The 16,744-nt window shown below is 70.5% G+C and carries 14 protein-coding genes; 4 read left to right on the forward strand and 10 right to left on the reverse strand.

What is annotated here, in order from left to right; genetic code table 11:
* Nucleotides 1-35: 35 nt before the first annotated feature.
* Both NP777_RS24775 and NP777_RS24780 read right to left on the reverse strand, forming a co-directional pair.
* Entirely contained in the window at nt 36-1,142 is a 1,107-nt protein-coding gene (locus tag NP777_RS24775; protein WP_256652397.1) for an RICIN domain-containing protein, read from the reverse strand.
* A 246-nt stretch (nt 1,143-1,388) separates the two neighbouring features.
* A complete protein-coding gene (locus NP777_RS24780; RefSeq protein WP_256652398.1) occupies nt 1,389-2,414 on the reverse strand; it encodes a 6-phosphofructokinase in 1,026 nt (341 codons plus the stop codon).
* Between the two features lie 210 nt (nt 2,415-2,624).
* Between NP777_RS24780 and pta the strand changes: the two genes are divergently transcribed.
* From pta to pyk, 3 genes are all read left to right on the forward strand, one after another.
* On the forward strand, nt 2,625-4,742 hold the full coding sequence (gene pta / locus NP777_RS24785; RefSeq protein ID WP_256652399.1) for a phosphate acetyltransferase: 2,118 nt from the start codon (nt 2,625-2,627) through the stop codon (nt 4,740-4,742).
* Nucleotides 4,739-5,884, forward strand: coding sequence for an acetate kinase (locus NP777_RS24790; protein ID WP_256652400.1), 1,146 nt, complete (start codon nt 4,739-4,741; stop codon nt 5,882-5,884). Before pta ends, NP777_RS24790 begins: the two co-directional genes overlap by 4 nt.
* A 94-nt stretch (nt 5,885-5,978) precedes the next feature.
* The gene (gene pyk / locus NP777_RS24795; RefSeq protein WP_256652401.1) at nt 5,979-7,406 is read left to right on the forward strand and encodes a pyruvate kinase; all 1,428 of its coding nucleotides are present in this window, start codon (nt 5,979-5,981) and stop codon (nt 7,404-7,406) included.
* Between the two features lie 122 nt (nt 7,407-7,528).
* Here pyk and NP777_RS24800 read toward each other — a convergent pair whose 3' ends face one another.
* The 4 genes from NP777_RS24800 to NP777_RS24815 all read right to left on the reverse strand — a co-directional run bounded on the left by NP777_RS24800 (nt 7,529) and on the right by NP777_RS24815 (nt 11,696).
* On the reverse strand, nt 7,529-8,899 hold the full coding sequence (locus NP777_RS24800) for a hydrogenase expression protein HypF (protein WP_256652402.1): 1,371 nt from the start codon (nt 8,897-8,899) through the stop codon (nt 7,529-7,531).
* Nucleotides 8,877-9,407 carry a DUF6114 domain-containing protein gene (locus NP777_RS24805; protein ID WP_256652403.1) on the reverse strand — a complete coding sequence of 177 codons (531 nt, stop codon included), beginning with the start codon at nt 9,405-9,407 and terminating at the stop codon, nt 8,877-8,879. The genes NP777_RS24800 and NP777_RS24805 overlap by 23 nt, the downstream gene beginning before the upstream one ends.
* 137 nt (nt 9,408-9,544) lie before the next feature.
* On the reverse strand, nt 9,545-10,162 hold the full coding sequence (locus tag NP777_RS24810) for a DUF6230 family protein (protein WP_256652404.1): 618 nt from the start codon (nt 10,160-10,162) through the stop codon (nt 9,545-9,547).
* Between the two features lie 562 nt (nt 10,163-10,724).
* Nucleotides 10,725-11,696, reverse strand: a complete 972-nt coding sequence (locus NP777_RS24815) for a tetratricopeptide repeat protein (RefSeq protein ID WP_256652405.1) — start codon at nt 11,694-11,696, stop codon at nt 10,725-10,727.
* A 138-nt stretch (nt 11,697-11,834) separates the two neighbouring features.
* Here NP777_RS24815 and NP777_RS24820 point away from each other — a divergent pair, with 138 nt between their 5' ends.
* Entirely contained in the window at nt 11,835-12,512 is a 678-nt protein-coding gene (locus NP777_RS24820; RefSeq protein WP_256652406.1) for a TetR/AcrR family transcriptional regulator, read from the forward strand.
* On the opposite strand, the gene NP777_RS24825 is transcribed toward NP777_RS24820, so the two are convergent.
* The 4 genes from NP777_RS24825 to NP777_RS24840 form a co-directional block, all read right to left on the reverse strand.
* Nucleotides 12,488-14,224 (reverse strand): acyl-CoA mutase large subunit family protein, encoded by a 1,737-nt coding sequence (locus NP777_RS24825; protein ID WP_256652407.1) that lies wholly within the window; start codon nt 14,222-14,224, stop codon nt 12,488-12,490. The genes NP777_RS24820 and NP777_RS24825 overlap by 25 nt on opposite strands.
* Before the next feature lie 139 nt (nt 14,225-14,363).
* Nucleotides 14,364-14,696 (reverse strand): DUF3817 domain-containing protein, encoded by a 333-nt coding sequence (locus NP777_RS24830; protein WP_256652408.1) that lies wholly within the window; start codon nt 14,694-14,696, stop codon nt 14,364-14,366.
* A 98-nt stretch (nt 14,697-14,794) separates the two neighbouring features.
* Nucleotides 14,795-15,304: a MarR family winged helix-turn-helix transcriptional regulator gene (locus tag NP777_RS24835; protein WP_020868369.1), complete on the reverse strand. Its 510-nt coding sequence runs from the start codon at nt 15,302-15,304 to the stop codon at nt 14,795-14,797.
* Nucleotides 15,305-15,347: 43 nt separating this feature from the next.
* Entirely contained in the window at nt 15,348-16,703 is a 1,356-nt protein-coding gene (locus NP777_RS24840) for an MFS transporter (RefSeq protein WP_256652409.1), read from the reverse strand.
* Nucleotides 16,704-16,744: the final 41 nt, after the last annotated feature.

Genomic DNA, 16,744 nt, shown 5'->3' on the forward strand with positions numbered 1-16,744 from the left:
GTATCAGAGGGCCGGGACCACGGCGGCGGCGCGGGCTACCCCTTCGCGCCGGGCGGCGAGCCCTTCGCCCCGGACTCGCCGGGCGGCGAGCCCTCCGTCCCGGAGCCCACCGGGTCGAAGCGGAAGACCTGCCCCGGGGCGCCGGACCGGCACGGCAGCTGGACCACATGCGCCCAGCGCCGGGTGGTGCCGCCGGGCAGCGCCAGACACTGGCCGGTGTGCGCGGGCCGCAGCCGGAACCCCTCGGTGGGCCGGTCCACGGCCTCCAGCCGGAACTCCTCGCCCGCTCCCCGGCTCTCGCAGTAGTCGTCCCCCAGCCAGGCGCCCTCGGCCTTGCTCTGGCCCATGATCCCGGAGCAGCCCGGACCGTGTTCGGGGTGCAGGGTGGCGATCCGCCACAGCCCGTCGTCCAGGCGCTTGAGCGAGAACGAGGGGAAGACCTCCGCGCACGGCACCTGATAGACCCAGGAGGTCTTGTCCGTCCGGCGTTCGGACAGGCACAGCGAGGAGTGGACGGCCCGGATCCGGTAATTCCCGGGGGCGGGCGGCGGCGTGGGCGCCACGTCATCCGGAGAGACGGCCACGGGCCCGCCCTTGGTGCCCGATCCTTCGCCCCCGCCTCCCCTGTCGTCGTGTGTCCGCCATATGAGCACGGCGGCGACGGCGGCCACGACGACCGTCAGCCCGAGCGCGGCGCTCAGCATCGGCATCCGTAAGCGCCGCGCACCCGCCTCGGCGGGACGGGCCGCCTCCGCCGGCCGGGCGGCGGGCTCGGCCGACTCGATCGACTCGGCCCGCTCGGCCGACTCGACCCGCTCGACCCGCTCGGCCGACTCGACCCGCTCGGCCCGCTCGATCGAGGTCGCGAGATCCTTCCGTACGGCCAGCCACACCGTGAGCTCCGCGGGCCCCACCCCACACGCCCGTACAAAGGCCGCGACCAGCTCCTCGCGGGGCAGCGTGGCTCGCGCGAGCATATTGGCGACCGTGCTGCGCGGCAGTACGTCCCCGAGCGCGTCCGCCCGCGCGGCCAGCTCCCGGTAGGTCAGCCGGGACCAGTCCTTGAGCGCCTGCAGCGCGGCGATGAACTCGGGGGCGCTGCGCGCCTCCCGTGGATCCGGAGCTCTGTCGGCATCGGTCATCTGTCGTTCTCTCCCCCACCCCTGTGTCCCGCCCCTTGTCCCGGCCCTGTCCGGGACCGCCACCGGAACGTGTCCCGGACACGGGACAGCCTTGTTCACACCAGGCACTTGTTCAAGAGTGGACCTCGCCAACAGCACACGGCCGCAGCGGTCTTGATCTTCAACGGGGGGATGATCAAGACCGCTGCGGCCGACGAAGACGGGTAAGCGCGACGAACCGGCGGCCGTGGCGGATCAGAAGGCGGATCAGAAGACCGACTCGGCCTCGTCCATCCGGTCCACCGGCACGGTCTTGAGCTCGGTGACCGCGTTGGCGATCGGCACCATCGTGATGTCGGTGCCGCGCAGCGCGGTCATCATGCCGAAGTCGCCCCGGTGCGCCGCCTCGACGGCGTGCCAGCCGAAGCGGGTGGCCAGTACGCGGTCGTACGCGGTGGGCGTGCCGCCGCGCTGCACATGGCCCAGGATGACCGGGCGGGCCTCCTTGCCCAGGCGCCGCTCCAACTCGGCCGCGAGGCGGTTGCCGATGCCGGTGAACCGCTCATGGCCGTACTGGTCGATCTCGCCCTTCTGGTAGTCCATGGAGCCCTCGGCCGGGTGCGCGCCCTCGGCGACGCAGATGACGGCAAACTTCTTGCCGCGCGAGAACCGCTCCTCGACCATCTTCACCAGCCCGTCGACCTCGAAGGGCCGCTCCGGCAGGCAGATGCCGTGGGCGCCGCCGGCCATCCCGGACTCCAGCGCGATCCAGCCCGCGTGGCGCCCCATGACCTCGACGACCATCACCCGCTGATGGGATTCGGCGGTGGTCTTCAGCCGGTCCATGGCCTCGGTGGCGACGCCGACGGCGGTGTCGAAGCCGAAGGTGCGGTCGGTGGAGGAGATGTCGTTGTCGATCGTCTTGGGGACGCCGACGATCGGCAGCCCGGCGTCGGAGAGCATCCGCGCCGCGGTGAGGGTGCCTTCGCCGCCGATCGGGATCAGTACGTCTATCCCGTAGTCACGGGCGTGGTCCTTCGAGGTCTCGCACGCCTCGCGGAGCCGGGCGCGCTCCAGGCGGGAGGAACCGAGGATGGTGCCGCCGCGGGCGAGGATGCCGCTGACGGCGTCGAGGTCGAGCTTGCGGTGGCGGCCGTCGAGGAGCCCCTTGAAGCCGTCCTCGAAACCGATCACCTCGTCTCCGTGGCCGGCGACCGCGCGGTGCACCACCGACCGGATCACAGCGTTGAGACCGGGGCAGTCGCCGCCTGCGGTGAGAACTCCGATGCGCATCGTGCTGTGTCTCCTGCTCCCTACGGGTAGATGTGAGCCAGTCCGATTGTTTCATGGGCGGAGTAGTGCTGTATCCCCCCGAGCGACAAGCGCCTTAATCACGGTCGCGGGTATTGTCAAGAGGACTGGGCCAGTCAATGTGGCCAATTTGTGTCCGATGGGCGCACATAACGAAAACACCGACGAACCCCAGAGGAACGGAGAGCACGCGTGACACGCAGCGTGTACGTGACCGGAGTCGAGCGTGGCGACGGACGCCAGGTCGTGGAGCTGGGAGTCATGGAGCTCCTGACCCGCCATGTCGACCGGGTCGGCGTCTTCCGCCCCCTGGTGCACGACGACCCCGACCGCCTCTTCGACCTGCTGCGGGCGCGCTACCGGCTCGGCCAGTCCCCGGAGTCCGTCTTCGGCATGACCTACGAGGCCGCGGCCACGCTCCAGGCCGAGCGGGGCACCGACGAGCTGGTCTCGCAGCTGGTCGGCCGCTTCCACGAGGTGGCCGACGCGTATGACTACGTCCTGGTGCTGGGCAGTGACTACGCGGCCACCAGCCTCCCCGACGAGCTGGGGTTGAACGCGCGGCTGGCCAATGAGTTCGGCGCCTCGGTGATCACGGTGGTCGGCGGGCAGAAGCAGACCGCCGAGTCGGCCGGCGCCGAGGCCCACAACGCCTACCGCGCCTATGAGGGGCGGGGCTGCGAGGTGGTCGCGGTGGTCGTCAACCGGGTGGCGCCCGGCGACCGCGCGGCCATCGCCGAGCGGCTGGCCGCCAAGCTACCGGTGCCCAGCTATGTGCTGCCCGAGGACGGGTCGCTGTCGGCGCCCACCGTCTCCCAGATCGTCCGCTCCCTGGGCGCCGAGGTGCTGCTCGGCGATCACACCGGGCTCTCCCGGGACGTACGGGACTTCGTCTTCGGCGGCGCGATGCTGCCGACCTTCCTGCCCGCGCTGACCGAGGGCTGCCTGGTGGTGACGCCCGGGGACCGCGCGGACCTGATCGTCGGCGCGCTCGCCGCGCACAGCGCGGGCGCCCCGCCGATCGCCGGGGTGCTGCTCACCCTGGACGAGCGGCCGGGTCCCGACATCCTGGCGCTGGCCTCGCGGCTGGCCCCGGGGACCCCGGTGGTGTCGGTGGCGGGCGGGTCCTTCCCGACCGCGGCCGAGCTGTTCGCCGTCGAGGGCAAGCTCACGGCGAGCGCGCCGCGCAAGGCGGAGACCGCGCTCGGCCTCTTCGAGCGGCATGTGGACACCGCGGCGCTGACCGAGCGCATCTCGGTGGGCCGCTCCAGCCGGGTCACCCCGATGATGTTCGAGCGCGAGCTGATCGAGCGGTCCCGGTCCCGCCGCCGCCGGGTGGTGCTGCCCGAGGGCGCGGAGGAGCGGGTGCTGCGCGCCGCCGACGTACTGCTCCGCCGCGATGTGTGCGATCTCACACTGCTGGGCGAGGAGGAGCCGATCCGCAAGCGCGCCGCCGAGCTCGGCATCCAGCTCGCCGAGGCGCAGATCATCGATCCGCAGACCTCCCCGCTGCGGGAGCGCTTCGCGGAGGGCTACGCGAAGCTGCGCGCCCACAAGGGCGTCTCCTACGAGCTGGCGTACGACGTGGTGGCCGATGTGTCGTACTTCGGCACCCTGATGGTGCAGGAGGGGCTGGCCGACGGCATGGTCTCGGGCGCGGTGCACTCCACCGCCGCCACCATCCGGCCCGCCTTCGAGATCATCAAGACCGCCCCGGGCGCCCAGATCGTCTCCTCGGTCTTCTTCATGTGCCTGGCCGACCGGGTGCTGGTGTACGGCGACTGCGCGGTCAACCCGGACCCGGACGCCGAGCAGCTCGCGGACATCGCCATCCAGTCGGCGACGACGGCCGCCAAGTTCGGGGTGGAGCCGAGGATCGCGATGCTGTCGTACTCCACCGGCACCTCGGGCTCCGGCGCCGACGTGGACAAGGTCCGCAAGGCGACCGAGCTGGTCCGCGAGCGCCGCCCGGATCTGCTGGTCGAGGGCCCGATCCAGTACGACGCGGCGGTGGACGCCGCGGTGGCGGCGACCAAGCTGCCCGAGTCCGAGGTGGCGGGCAGGGCCACCGTGCTGATCTTCCCGGACCTGAACACCGGCAACAACACCTACAAGGCCGTGCAGCGCTCGGCGGGCGCCGTCGCGGTCGGCCCGGTGCTCCAGGGCCTGCGCAAGCCGGTGAACGACCTGTCCCGCGGGGCACTCGTACAGGACATCGTCAACACCGTCTCGATCACCGCCATCCAGGCCCAGTCCCCGGTCACCGCCACCTCCCCCACGTCCCCGACACAGAAGGCGCAGTCCGCGTGAACGGCTCCCGAGTCCTCGTCCTCAACTCCGGCTCCTCGTCCTTGAAGTACCAGCTGCTGGACATGGCCGACGGCTCCCGTCCGGCCTCCGGCATCGTGGAGCGCATCGGCGAGGGCCCCGTCACCGACCACGCGGCGGCCCTGAAGCAGGTGGCCGACGAACTGGCCGCCAAGGGCCTGGGCCTCCACTCGCCCGAGCTGGCGGCGGTCGGCCACCGGGTGGTGCACGGCGGCACCCGGTTCACCGAGCCGACCCTGATCACCGACGAGGTGGTCGAGGAGATCGAGAAGCTGATCCCGCTGGCCCCGCTGCACAACCCGGCCAATGTCACCGGGATCAAGGTGGCCCGAGCGCTGCGCCCGGACCTGCCGCAGGTCGCGGTCTTCGACACGGCGTTCCACTCCACCATCCCGGAGGCGGCGGCGCGCTACGCGATCGACGTGGCGACCGCCGACCGCTGGGGGGTGCGGCGCTACGGCTTCCACGGCACCTCGCACGCGTATGTCTCCCGGGCCACCGCGGAGCTGCTGGGCAAGGAGCCCGCGGAGGTCAACACGATCGTGCTGCACCTGGGCAACGGGGCCAGCGCCTCGGCGGTGCGCGGCGGCACCTGCGTGGAGACCTCGATGGGGCTGACGCCGTTGGAGGGCCTGGTGATGGGTACCCGGTCCGGGGACATCGACCCGGCGGCGATCTTCCATCTGTCCCGGGTGGGCGGTATGTCGACCGATGAGATCGACACGCTGCTCAACAAGCGCAGCGGTCTTGCCGGGCTGTGCGGGGACAACGACATGCGCGAGATCGGCCGCCGGATGGGCGAGGGCGACCAGGCCGCCCAGCTCGCCTTCGACATCTACATCCACCGACTGCGGAAGTATGTGGGTGCGTACACCGCGGTGCTCGGACGGGTGGACGCCATCGCGTTCACCGCCGGTGTGGGGGAGAACTCCGCGGCGGTACGGGAGGCGGCGACGCGCGGCCTCACCGCGTTCGGCATCGAGGTGGACGGCGTCCGCAACGCGCTGCGCTCCGCCACGGCGCGGCTGATCTCCACGGAGACCAGCCGGGTCGCGGTGGCCGTGGTGCCCACCGATGAGGAGCTGGAGATCGCCGGCCAGACGTATCGCCTGGTCAGCGCTTAGGGTCCGTCAGCAGGACCCTAGGCTCCGGTTCCGTTCCGCTATGCCCCTTGACTTGAATATTCCGCTCCGAAACAAACCCGATAGGATCTGCCCCATGCGCCGTTCCAAAATCGTCTGCACTCTGGGCCCCGCCGTCGACTCCTACGACCAGCTGAAGTCCCTGATCGAGGCCGGGATGAACGTGGCCCGGTTCAACATGAGCCACGGAAGCCACCCGGAGCATGAGGAGCGGTACCACCGCGTCCGCAAGGCCTCCGAGGAGACCGGGCACGCGGTCGGCGTCCTCGCCGACCTCCAGGGCCCCAAGATCCGTCTGGAGACCTTCAAGGACGGACCGGTGGAGCTGGTCCGCGGTGATGAGTTCATCATCACCACCGAGGACGTGGACGGTGACCGGACCATCTGCGGCACCACCTACAAGGGGCTGCCGGGCGATGTCTCCAAGGGCGACCAGGTCCTGATCAACGACGGCAACGTCGAGCTGCGGGTCACCGCCGTCGAGGGCCCGCGGGTGCGGACCATCGTCATCGAGGGCGGGGTGATCTCCGACCACAAGGGGATCAACCTGCCGGGTGCGGCGGTCAATGTGCCCGCGCTGTCCGAGAAGGACATCGAGGACCTGAAGTTCGCCCTGCGGATGGGCTGCGACATGGTCGCCCTGTCCTTCGTCCGGGACGCGGCCGACGTCCGGGACGTCCACCGGATCATGGACGAGGTGGGCCGCCGGGTGCCGGTGATCGCCAAGGTGGAGAAGCCGCAGGCGGTCGCCAACATGACCGATGTCGTCGCGGCCTTCGACGGGGTGATGGTGGCCCGTGGTGACCTCGCGGTGGAGTATCCGCTGGAGAAGGTCCCGATGGTGCAGAAGCGGCTGATCGAGCTCTGCCGCCGCAACGCCAAGCCGGTGATCGTCGCGACCCAGATGATGGAGTCGATGATCACCAACTCCCGGCCCACCCGCGCCGAGGCGTCCGACGTCGCCAACGCGATCCTGGACGGCGCCGACGCGGTGATGCTCTCCGCCGAGTCCTCGGTCGGCTCGTACCCGATCGAGACCGTCAAGGTGATGTCCCGGATCGTCCAGGCCGCCGAGCAGGAGCTGCTCTCGCGCGGTCTGCAGCCGCTGGTGCCCGGCAAGAAGCCGCGCACCCAGGGCGGTTCGGTGGCCCGTGCGGCGTGCGAGATCGCCGACTTCCTGGGCGCCAAGTCGCTGGTGGCCTTCACCCAGTCCGGTGACACCGCCCGCCGGCTGTCCCGCTACCGCGCCCAGCAGCCGATCGTGGCCTTCACCACCGACGCGTCCACCCGCAACCAGCTCACGCTGAGCTGGGGCGTGGAGTCCTTCGTGGTGCCGTACGTCGAGCACACCGACGCGATGGTCGACCTGGTCGACGCCGAACTGCTGAAGCTGGGCCGCTACTCCGCGGGCGACACCATGATCATGACCGCCGGTTCGCCCCCCGGCGTCCCCGGCACCACCAACATGGTCCGGGTGCACCACCTGGGCGGCGCGAACCAGTAGGCGCCGAACCCCGCCCGTAACGCGTCCGTGGGCACCGTCTCCGAGTGGAGGCGGTGCCCACGGGCGTTTCCCTCCTCATGGAGGGGTGTGCGGCTCCCGAACGGGTCGGTGGGGGCGCGGGATCACTCCCCGGTCTTGAACAGGTGCATACCGGGAACGGTCAGGGTGCCGCCGAACTGGCCGGCCTGGGTGACCGTGACATCGGTGAAGAACACCTCGGGGATGTTCACCGGCGGCGGGCTCTTGGGGCTGAAGGTGATCGGGATGAGCCCCAGCAGGTTCCCCTTCAGCTCCTCGGTGTACATGGTCACCGTGCCGTCCCGAATGGTCGACGTGGACCCCTCGCGGGCCTGCACATGCGTGGTGGTCCCGGCCGGGCCCACCACGAGCTGGTGGAGGTCCTTGATGTCCACGCCCGAGGCGGTGAACTTCAGGACCTTCTTGATCTGGCCCCCCTGCGTCTTGACCTCCACGATGCCCTTGTAGTCCAGGCCGTGCAGGCTCAGCATCGTGCTCTTGAGGGTCCAGGGGTCCTCGGGCAGCAGGCTCGAGGTCGGGTCCGTCTCGGCGTTGTCGTACGCGTCGGCGTCGAACTTCGGGCAGGGGAACGCCTCCTTGCCGTCGGCGTCCTTCGAGGCGGACGCGGAGGGCTTGGGAAGCGCCTTGTCCGCCTTGTCCTTGGCGTCGTCGACGGTCTTGCCCACCTCGTCCACCGTGTCCTTGACGCCCTTGCCCACCTTGTCCACCGTGTCCTTGACCGGATCGGTGGGCTTGTCGGAGGACTTGGACTTGGACGGGGACGGCGACGGAGACGGCGACGAACCGGACTTGTCGCCGGCGGACGGGCTCGGCGAGGCGCTCGGCCCGGCCGACTCGTCCCCGCTCTTGTCGCCGGGCGTGAGGACGTCGTGCAGCACGTCCCCGAGTCCCAGCGGGTCCAGCGGGTTCTTGGACTTGGAGGGGCTCGGCGAGGCCGAGGGCTCCTTCGACTCCTTCTCGTCCGCGGAGTCGGAGGACGGAGTGGAGGAGGACGGGGACGGAGACGGCGTGTGAGCGGCCTTGTCGTCCTGGGACCCGGTCCGGCCGTCCGAGGACTCCTCAGAGCCCTTGGAGCCGTCCTGGGAGCCCTTCTCGGACGAACCCTTGGAGTCCTTGGCGTCCTTGGAGTCCTTGTTCTCGCTCTGCGAGTCCGAGGCGTCCTTGCCGCCCTTGGTGTCGTCCTTGTCCGTCTCGTCCGGCTGGGACACACACGGTCCGGGCTTGTAGCGGTCCTCGGGCCGGGGGTTGGCCGAGGCGAGCTGCGGGGTGAGCCCCATGCCCATCAGCACGGCCGTCGGCATGGCGGCCAGCGCTATGGCCTTACCGGCTGGCACCTGAAGGCGGGTGAGGACCGACTTCTTCGGTGCCGCGTGCCGTGGGCCGGTTCTGACCCGGCGTGGGCTCACTCCCTCCGGCCGCTCGGGTCGGTCTTCACCCCGCACGGTGCCTCCCATTCGTGGCTTCCTGGTCCGGCGCGGACCCGGCCCCGGCCGGCTCCGGCACGCTTCCACCGTTCCCGTCGTCCTCCGACACGTTTCCCGGCCCCTCGGCCGGCTGCGCGGAGGGAGCCTCCCCGGGCGCCCAGGCGATGCTCATGCCGCCGCCGAAGAGCGCGAGCAGGAATCCCATCAGGAAGCCGCCGAAGTTCGAGACGGGGATCGACACCAGACCGAGCAGGATCGTGGCGACTCCGGCGAACACCCGCACCATGGGCTGGAACCACATGGTCAGGCCCAGGACCACCAACAGCACCCCGATGATCAGCGAGGCCGATCCGGCGGTGGTGGACATGTTGATGGTGAATCCACCGGCGTTGAGGTCGTTGTACGGGAAGTACATGATCGGTACGCCTGCCAGCAGGCTCAACAGCCCCGCCCAGAACGGGCGCTGCCAGCGCCATGCCCTGAAGGACTCCCGCCAACGGCTGATACGGTCACTCGCCCCCGGCGACTCGGCACTCATTGAAAACAGCTCCCTGGGGCTGGCGATCGGTGTGATCGCGGTTGTTCTACAGCGAGTACTAGCCTGGCGCATACACGCTGCGGGTCGATGCCCGGGTGAGGGGCAGCACCGCGGCCCCCCACCCATGGCTCAGCTGATCAGAAGCACTCGTTCTTGCCCTTGCTGACCTTCATCGAAAGGCCGGAGAGCTTGAACGTGCCCGCGCTGGTCGCCCAGGCGGTCTGCTTCACACCGATCAGCGTGGCGGAATCGGACTGCTGGCCGAACGAACCGGGATCGGCAGCGTCGCCCTTGTGAATGCCGGGACCCTTGTGGGCGTCACCCGCCGCGACACCGATGTCGATCCCACGGAACGTGGCGTCCGCGTTGAGCTGATCGAGATCGATGAAGAGGTTCTTGGCCTCAACCTTCTTGCTGCCGTTGCCGGCCGTCAGCTTCAGCGACACATCGCCGAAGACCGGAACCGGGATCACGACCGACTGGCAGAGGCCCTTGAGCTTCGCGCTCTTGAACGCCGACACCGCGACGGGGATCTTCTTGCCCCCGTGCTGGGTGTCAAGCGCGCCGTACTGCGCGAACCCGGTGCCGTCGAGCCGGTCGACCGAGACCTTGAACTGCTGACCGGACACGTTGAACGAGGCCGCGAGCGCACCCTGGGACAGGGCGACGCCGATCGCGGCCGTGGCAGCAACGCTCGGCACCATGACAACGGCGAACCGCTTCCATCTGGTGCCGCCACGAGCCACGGACTCCATGACTTTCCTCCTTCTCGGACGTACATCTCCGGCCGGGGCTGGGCCCCGGACCTGGGATGGGAGAAGTGCTACGTCCTCGGGAAGGAGAGCGCCCACGTCTCACAGGCGCACACCGCACCCGAAACACCGGCGATCACCCCCGAGCGACAACCACTGGCCACGCAATCTCGCGCAACCTCCTGGACAGGCCCTGCCTTGTGGGCAGAGACCCCCCTGTCCACGGTCGGCGCCACTGCCGCCGACCTGCCCGGTGGGGACCCAACCACACCGACGCGCCGACCGGATGCCGAGCTACGGGGGGATGGACCGAGCTTGGCCGATCGTGGTCCATTCCCGGCTTGGGCACAAGGGGTTCGTTACTAGCGAGTAACGGACGGATAACCGAACCGCGGCAGGACGGTCGAGATCGGGCACGTACGGTTGCCGGACAGTGACCGGAAAGAGAGGGAGATTTACTCCAAGACCGGACAAAGTCCGGGGTTGCCTTTACTGGCAGTAACAGCGACCGCGTTTACCAAGTTTTGGCAAAGAGCGGTCGCTGTTTTGTTTGAGGAGCCGGAGGTCAGAACAGCACCCGCGCCAACGCGCCGCGCGCCGCCACCACTCGGGGGTCCTCACCGCCGATCACGTCGAAGAGACTCAGGAGATGAACGCGGGCCGCGTCCCGGTCCTCCCCCGCCGTACGGCGCACCACGTCCACCAACCGGCCGAAGGCGTCCTCCACATGACCGCCCACCAGGTCGAGGTCGGCCGCCGCGATCTGGGCCTTGGCGTCCGCCGGGTTCTCCGCGGCCGCCTTGCGCACCTGCGCGGCGTCCACGCCCTGAACGCGCTCCAGCAACTGGGCCTGCGCCAGGCCCAGCTTGGCCTCGCTGTTGGCGGGGTCGTCGGCGAGCAGGTTCTGGTACGCCCGCACCGCACCGCCCAGGTCACCGGCGTCCAGCGCCTGGTGGGCCGCGGCGAGCGCGATGTCCTGCGGCGACTCGGGGACCTCCGGGGCGGCCTCCTCGGCACCCTCGTCCTGGGCGCCGGGTTCGACCGGTGCACCCACGATGCCGAACTGCTGCTCCGCCGCCTGGATCAGCTGGTCCAGCACCTGGCGGATCTGTGCCTCGGGCGCGGCGCCCTGGAAGAGCGGCACCGGCTGGCCCGCGATCACCGCGAAGACCGCGGGGATGCCCTGGACGCCGAACTGCTGGAAGAGCATCTGGTTGGCGTCGACGTCGATCTTCGCGAGGACGAACCGCCCCGCGTACTCCGTGGCCAGCCGCTCCAGGACGGGACCGAGCTGCTTGCACGGCTCGCACCACTCGGCCCAGAAGTCGATGACGACCGGCACTTCGGTGGAGCGCTGCAGGACGTCCTGCTGAAAACCCGCCTCGTCGACATTGAAGATCAGACGGCCGGGCGCCGGCGCGCCCCCGGTGCGGGCCGTCTCGGCCCGCGCCCGCTCCGCCTTCTGCTTCGCTTCTCCGGCCGCCTTCACCGCGGCGAGGTCGACCACTCCACTCATGGACATGTTCCGTGGCTGCATGGTCCCATCCTCCCCTCTCAGCGCGGTGAAGGGAAAAGCGCATCAGCCGATGGACCGGCCGTGGCATGCCCTTACGCTACGAGTCGTAGCGTAACTCACCCGGGACGATGCGCGGTACTGGCGGGTAGGGTGCCGCGCATGAGCCCGTCCGCACGCCGCACCGGGCGCCCGCGCAGCGCCGAGGCCGACCGCGCCATCCTCGGCGCCACGCGTGCCGCCCTGGTGGAACTGGGCTGGGCGAAGCTGACCCTGGGCGATGTGGCGGCACGCGCCGGAGTCGCCAAGACGACCCTCTACCGCCGCTGGGCGAGCAAGTGCGAACTGGTGGTGGACGCGGTCGCGGCGGTCTTCGACGAACACCTGGAAGCGGGCGACCACGGCAGTCTGCACGCCGATGTGGAGGCCGCGGTGATCCGGCTGGGGGCGCTGCTGGAGCGCCCCGAGACGGGCACCGCGCTGATGGCCGTCCTCGCCGAGGCCATGCACGACGAGTCGCTGCGCCGCCGGGTGCGCTCGGCGATCGTGGACCGGCAGAAGCGGCTGGTGGCGATCGGCCGGGAGCGCGCCCGGCTCCGCGGTGAGCTGCCGCGCGAGGAGGACCCGGAGGCGTCGGCCCGCAACGCGGACCTGATCTTCGACGCGGTCGCCGGGACGGTGCTCCACCGGCTGATGGTCAGCGCGGAGCCGGTGGACCCGCGCTGGGCGCGGGACTTCACGGATCTGCTGCTGTACGGGATGGCCGGAGCGGACTCCGACGGCGCGGCGGCCGCCGGACCCGCCCCGGACCCGGCTCAGAAGCCGGCCGGCTCCGTGTAGACACCCCACTCGTCGCGGAGGGCGTCGCAGATCTCGCCGAGCGTGGCCTCGGCGCGCACCGCGGCCAGCATCGGCTCGATCATGTTGGAGCCCTCGCGGGCGGCGGCGATCATCGCCCGGATCCCCTTGGTGATCTCGGCCTCGTCGCGCCCGGCCTTACGGCCGCCCAGCACCCGCACCTGCTCGCGCTCGACCTCGTGGCTGACCCGCAGGATCTCCAGATCGCCGGTGACCGAGCCCTCGTGGCAGTTGACGCCGACGACCTTCTTGTCGCCCTTCTCCAGGGCCCGCTGGTAACGGAAGGCGGATTCGGCGATCTCGCCGGTGAACCAGCCGTCCTCGATGCCCTGGAGGATGCCCGCGGTGATCGGCCACCGCGGCTCCTGCCCGTCCGGCACCGTGCGGCGGCCGCGTTCCTTGATCTGCTCGAAGATCTTCTCGGCGTCGGCCTCGATCCGGTCGGTCAGCGCCTCGACATACCAGGAACCGCCCAGCGGATCGGCCACATTGAGCAGCCCGGTCTCCTCCATCAGCACCTGCTGGGTGCGCAGGGCGATCTCGGCGGCCTGCTCGCTGGGCAGGGCGAGGGTCTCGTCCAGGGCGTTGGTGTGCAGCGAGTTGGTGCCGCCGAGGACCGCGGCGAGGGCCTCCACGGCGGTCCGCACCACGTTGTTGTACGGCTGCTGGGCGGTGAGCGAGACCCCGGCGGTCTGGGTGTGGAACCGCAGCCACTGCGCCTTCTCGGTGGTCGCCCCGTAGACATCGCGCATCCAGCGGGCCCAGATCCGGCGGGCGGCGCGGAACTTGGCGATCTCCTCGAAGAAGTCGACATGCGCGTCGAAGAAGAAGGACAGGCCGGGCGCGAAGGTGTCGACGTCCAGGCCCCGGGAGAGGCCGAGCTCCACGTAACCGAAGCCGTCGGCGAGGGTGTACGCGAGTTCCTGCGCGGCCGTCGCCCCGGCCTCGCGAATGTGATAGCCGGAGACGGACAGCGGCTTGTACGCGGGGATGCCCTCGGAGCAGTACTCCATCAGGTCGCCGATCAGCTTCAGATGCGGCTCCGGCGGGAAGAGCCACTCCTTCTGGGCGATGTACTCCTTGAAGATGTCCGTCTGGAGCGTGCCGTTCAGCCGTGAGATGTCCACGCCCTGGCGCTCGGCGGCGACCAGGTACATACAGAAGACCGGGACGGCCGGACCGCTGATGGTCATCGAGGTGGTGACATCGCCGAGCGGGATGTCCTTGAAGAGGATCTCCATGTCGGCGGCGGAGTCGATGGCGACACCGCAGTGGCCGACCTCGCCGAGCGAGCGGGGGTCGTCGGAGTCGCGGCCCATCAGGGTGGGCATGTCGAAGGCGACCGAGAGCCCGCCGCCGCCCGCCTTGAGGATCATCTTGTAGCGCTCATTGGTCTGCTCGGCGTTGCCGAACCCGGCGAACTGGCGGATGGTCCAGGCCCGGCCCCGGTACCCGGTGGCGTAGAGACCACGGGTGAACGGGAACTCCCCGGGCCAGCCGATCCGCTCGAACCCCTCCACGGAGTCGCCCGGGGCGGGTCCGTAGACCGGCTCGACGGGGTCCCCCGACAGCGTGCTGCGCGTCCAATCCCTTGGGGGCTTCGCCCCCAAACCCCCGGCCGCGTCATGCTTGCGTGCCGCGTCGTACCGGGCCTGCCAGCGTCGGCGGCCCGCCTCAATGCCTTCGGCGTCCATGCTTCAAAAGTACTTGGACGTCCTACTAATTGTCGACGGGAGACTCGCCACACCCGGCCGAACGGGTGACCCCGGCACATGCGTCCGCGCGCCGCGTCCGGGCCCGGACGGGACGCGCGGAGTGCCTCGAACCCGTGGGTCAGACCTGGGCGGGCGCTGGTTCGGCGCCGCTGACCAGCGGCTCCACATCGTGGGTGACCTTACGCTCGACGAAGAACGCCGCCGTCGGGATGGTGCCCGCCACCAGGACCCACAGCAACTTGCCGAACGGCCACTTGGCCTTGGAGCCGAGGTCGAAGGCGAAGACCAGGTAGACGATGTAGAGCACGCCGTGGATCTGGGAGACCACGAGCGTGAGGTCCTCGCCCGTGTCGAAGCCGTACTTGAACACCATGCAGGTGCAGAGCACGAGCAGCATCACTGCGGTGATGTAGGCCATGACCCGGTAGCGGGTCAGCACGCTGCGTTTCATGCCCTGAGCGTAACCGCCCGTTCCGGGGCGATCTTCGCCGCCCCCGGTTCTTCGGCGGCTCCTCGGCGGCTCTTCGGCGGCCGCCCCCGAAGCCCCGCTCAGTCGTCCTCGAAGTCCTCCGCCGAGACCCTCAGCGGGCGCAGCATCTCGAAGATCCGGCCGCAGTCCTCGGCGTCGTAGACCCCGAGCCCGAACTCCATCGCCATCAGATCGCGGCTGGCCGACTCGACCACCTCGCGGCCCCGGTCGGTGATCGAGGCCAGGGTGCCGCGGCCGTCGTTGGGGTTCGGCCGCTTGTCGACCAGACCCGACTTGACCAGGCGGTCCACCGTATTGGTGACCGAGGTCGGGTGGACCATCAGCCGCTCGCCGATCTTGGACATGGGCAGCTCACCGGCCTTGGAGAAGGTGAGCAGCACCAGCGCCTCATAGCGGGCGAAGGTCAGTCCGTAGGGTCTGACGACCGCGTCGACCTGGCTGAGCAGGATCTGGTGGGCCCGCATGATCGAGGTGATCGCGGCCATCGACGGCACGGAACCCCACCGCTGCTTCCAGAGCTCATCGGCGCGGGCGATGGGGTCGAACGACAGGCTGAGCGGCTTCGGCACACCACCGACCCTACCGGCCGGTCATATCGTGGTCAGCCCTATCTCACACTTCGGGCCGCACGGGCCCGGCGACCGTGCGCCGCACCTCCAGCGCCACCAGCAGCGAGCCCAGCGCCCCGCAGCCGCCCGCCGTCGCGGCCACCACATGGACCGGTACGAACTCGGCGACCGCGCCCGAGACCGCCATGCCGAGACCCTGCGCGGTCATCAGCCCGGCCGTCATCACCGTCATCGCGCGGCCGCGCAGCTCATCGGGGACGGCGGCGAAGAACCACTGGTCGAGGCCGAGGCTGTAGGCGATACCGCAGCCGGTCAGCACCTGGAGGGCCAGCGCCCAGCCGAACGACGGATGGAGGGCGTACCCCAGGGCGGGCAGCATCGCCGCGACGCCGACCGGCAGCGTCAGCCGGGCTCGGGCGCGCGGCCCCAGCAGCGAGCCCACCAGCGCCTCGCTGGCGACCGCGCCCACCGGCATCCCGCACATCAGCAGCCCGAGACCCACCGAGCCGAGGCCCAGCCCATCGGAGTACGGCGTCAGCAGGACCTCGGGCATCACCACGAACATCGGCGGCACCCACGACAGCAGCATCAGCGCCCGGATCCGGCGGTCCGCGAACAGCCGCCGGATCCCGCTCAGCGAGTCCCCGAGCAGGGTGCACCTCCCAGCGGTAGCTGGGGGAGCCCCGCCCCCGGCCGCCTGCCGCGCCGGGCGGCGGCGGGTGCCGAAGCGGAGCACCAGCGCCGAGCCGACGAGCGCCGCCGCGGTGAGCGCCAGCGCGGCCCGCGGCGAGACGGCGGCCAGCAGCAGCCCGCCGACGCCGAACCCGGCGAGCTGCGCGGTCTGGGCGGTGATCCGGATGACCGAGCGGCCCAGTACGAAGGCGTCGCCCTCGCCGAGGATGTCGCCGAGCGTCGCCGACCGGGTGCCGCTGAACACCGGGGAGATCGCGGCGGGCACACAGCGCAGCGCGAGCAGCACGGCCACCGGAATCCCCGGCACCACCATGGCGGCCACGCACGCGGCGTGCACCAGATCGCAGACCACCAGCACCCGGCGGGCCGGGAAACGGTCGGCGACGGAGGACAGCAGGGCGCCGCCGATCACGTACGGCAGCATCGAGGTGGCGAACGTCAGGGCGCTGAGCAGCGGCGATCCGGTGAGCCGGAAGACCAGGACGGACAGCGCGAGCTGGCCGACCACCTCGCCCAGCATGGAGACCAGATGCGCGGCGAAGACGGCCCGGAACTCCCGGACCGCGAACACCGCGCGGTAGCCAACGCTCCCCGGGCCCCGCGGCGGCCCCTCGTCGGCGCCGGACGCGAGCTCGGGTCGGGAGGCTTGCGCGCCGGGGCGCGACTCGAGGGGGCCGGTGGTGCCGGGCCCGGAGGGCGTTGACATGCCGGAAGCGTGCCCGTGCGGGCGGGGCGCGCTCTAGTGTT

The organism is Streptomyces rugosispiralis (assembly GCF_024505145.1).
GTDB lineage: Bacteria > Actinomycetota > Actinomycetes > Streptomycetales > Streptomycetaceae > Streptomyces > Streptomyces rugosispiralis.

Excerpts from the sequence above, each read along its gene's own strand:
- NP777_RS24830 (WP_256652408.1), bottom strand. The coding sequence starts at position 14,696 with ATGAAACGCAGCGTGCTGACCCGCTACCGGGTCATGGCCTACATCACC.
- pyk (WP_256652401.1), top strand. The coding sequence starts at position 5,979 with ATGCGCCGTTCCAAAATCGTCTGCACTCTGGGCCCCGCCGTCGACTCC.
- NP777_RS24810 (WP_256652404.1), bottom strand. The coding sequence starts at position 10,162 with ATGGAGTCCGTGGCTCGTGGCGGCACCAGATGGAAGCGGTTCGCCGTT.
- NP777_RS24780 (WP_256652398.1), bottom strand. The coding sequence starts at position 2,414 with ATGCGCATCGGAGTTCTCACCGCAGGCGGCGACTGCCCCGGTCTCAAC.
- NP777_RS24815 (WP_256652405.1), bottom strand. The coding sequence starts at position 11,696 with ATGCAGCCACGGAACATGTCCATGAGTGGAGTGGTCGACCTCGCCGCG.
- NP777_RS24800 (WP_256652402.1), bottom strand. The coding sequence starts at position 8,899 with ATGGGAGGCACCGTGCGGGGTGAAGACCGACCCGAGCGGCCGGAGGGA.
- NP777_RS24820 (WP_256652406.1), top strand. The coding sequence starts at position 11,835 with ATGAGCCCGTCCGCACGCCGCACCGGGCGCCCGCGCAGCGCCGAGGCC.
- NP777_RS24805 (WP_256652403.1), bottom strand. The coding sequence starts at position 9,407 with ATGAGTGCCGAGTCGCCGGGGGCGAGTGACCGTATCAGCCGTTGGCGG.
- NP777_RS24840 (WP_256652409.1), bottom strand. The coding sequence starts at position 16,703 with ATGTCAACGCCCTCCGGGCCCGGCACCACCGGCCCCCTCGAGTCGCGC.
- NP777_RS24775 (WP_256652397.1), bottom strand. The coding sequence starts at position 1,142 with ATGACCGATGCCGACAGAGCTCCGGATCCACGGGAGGCGCGCAGCGCC.
- NP777_RS24825 (WP_256652407.1), bottom strand. The coding sequence starts at position 14,224 with ATGGACGCCGAAGGCATTGAGGCGGGCCGCCGACGCTGGCAGGCCCGG.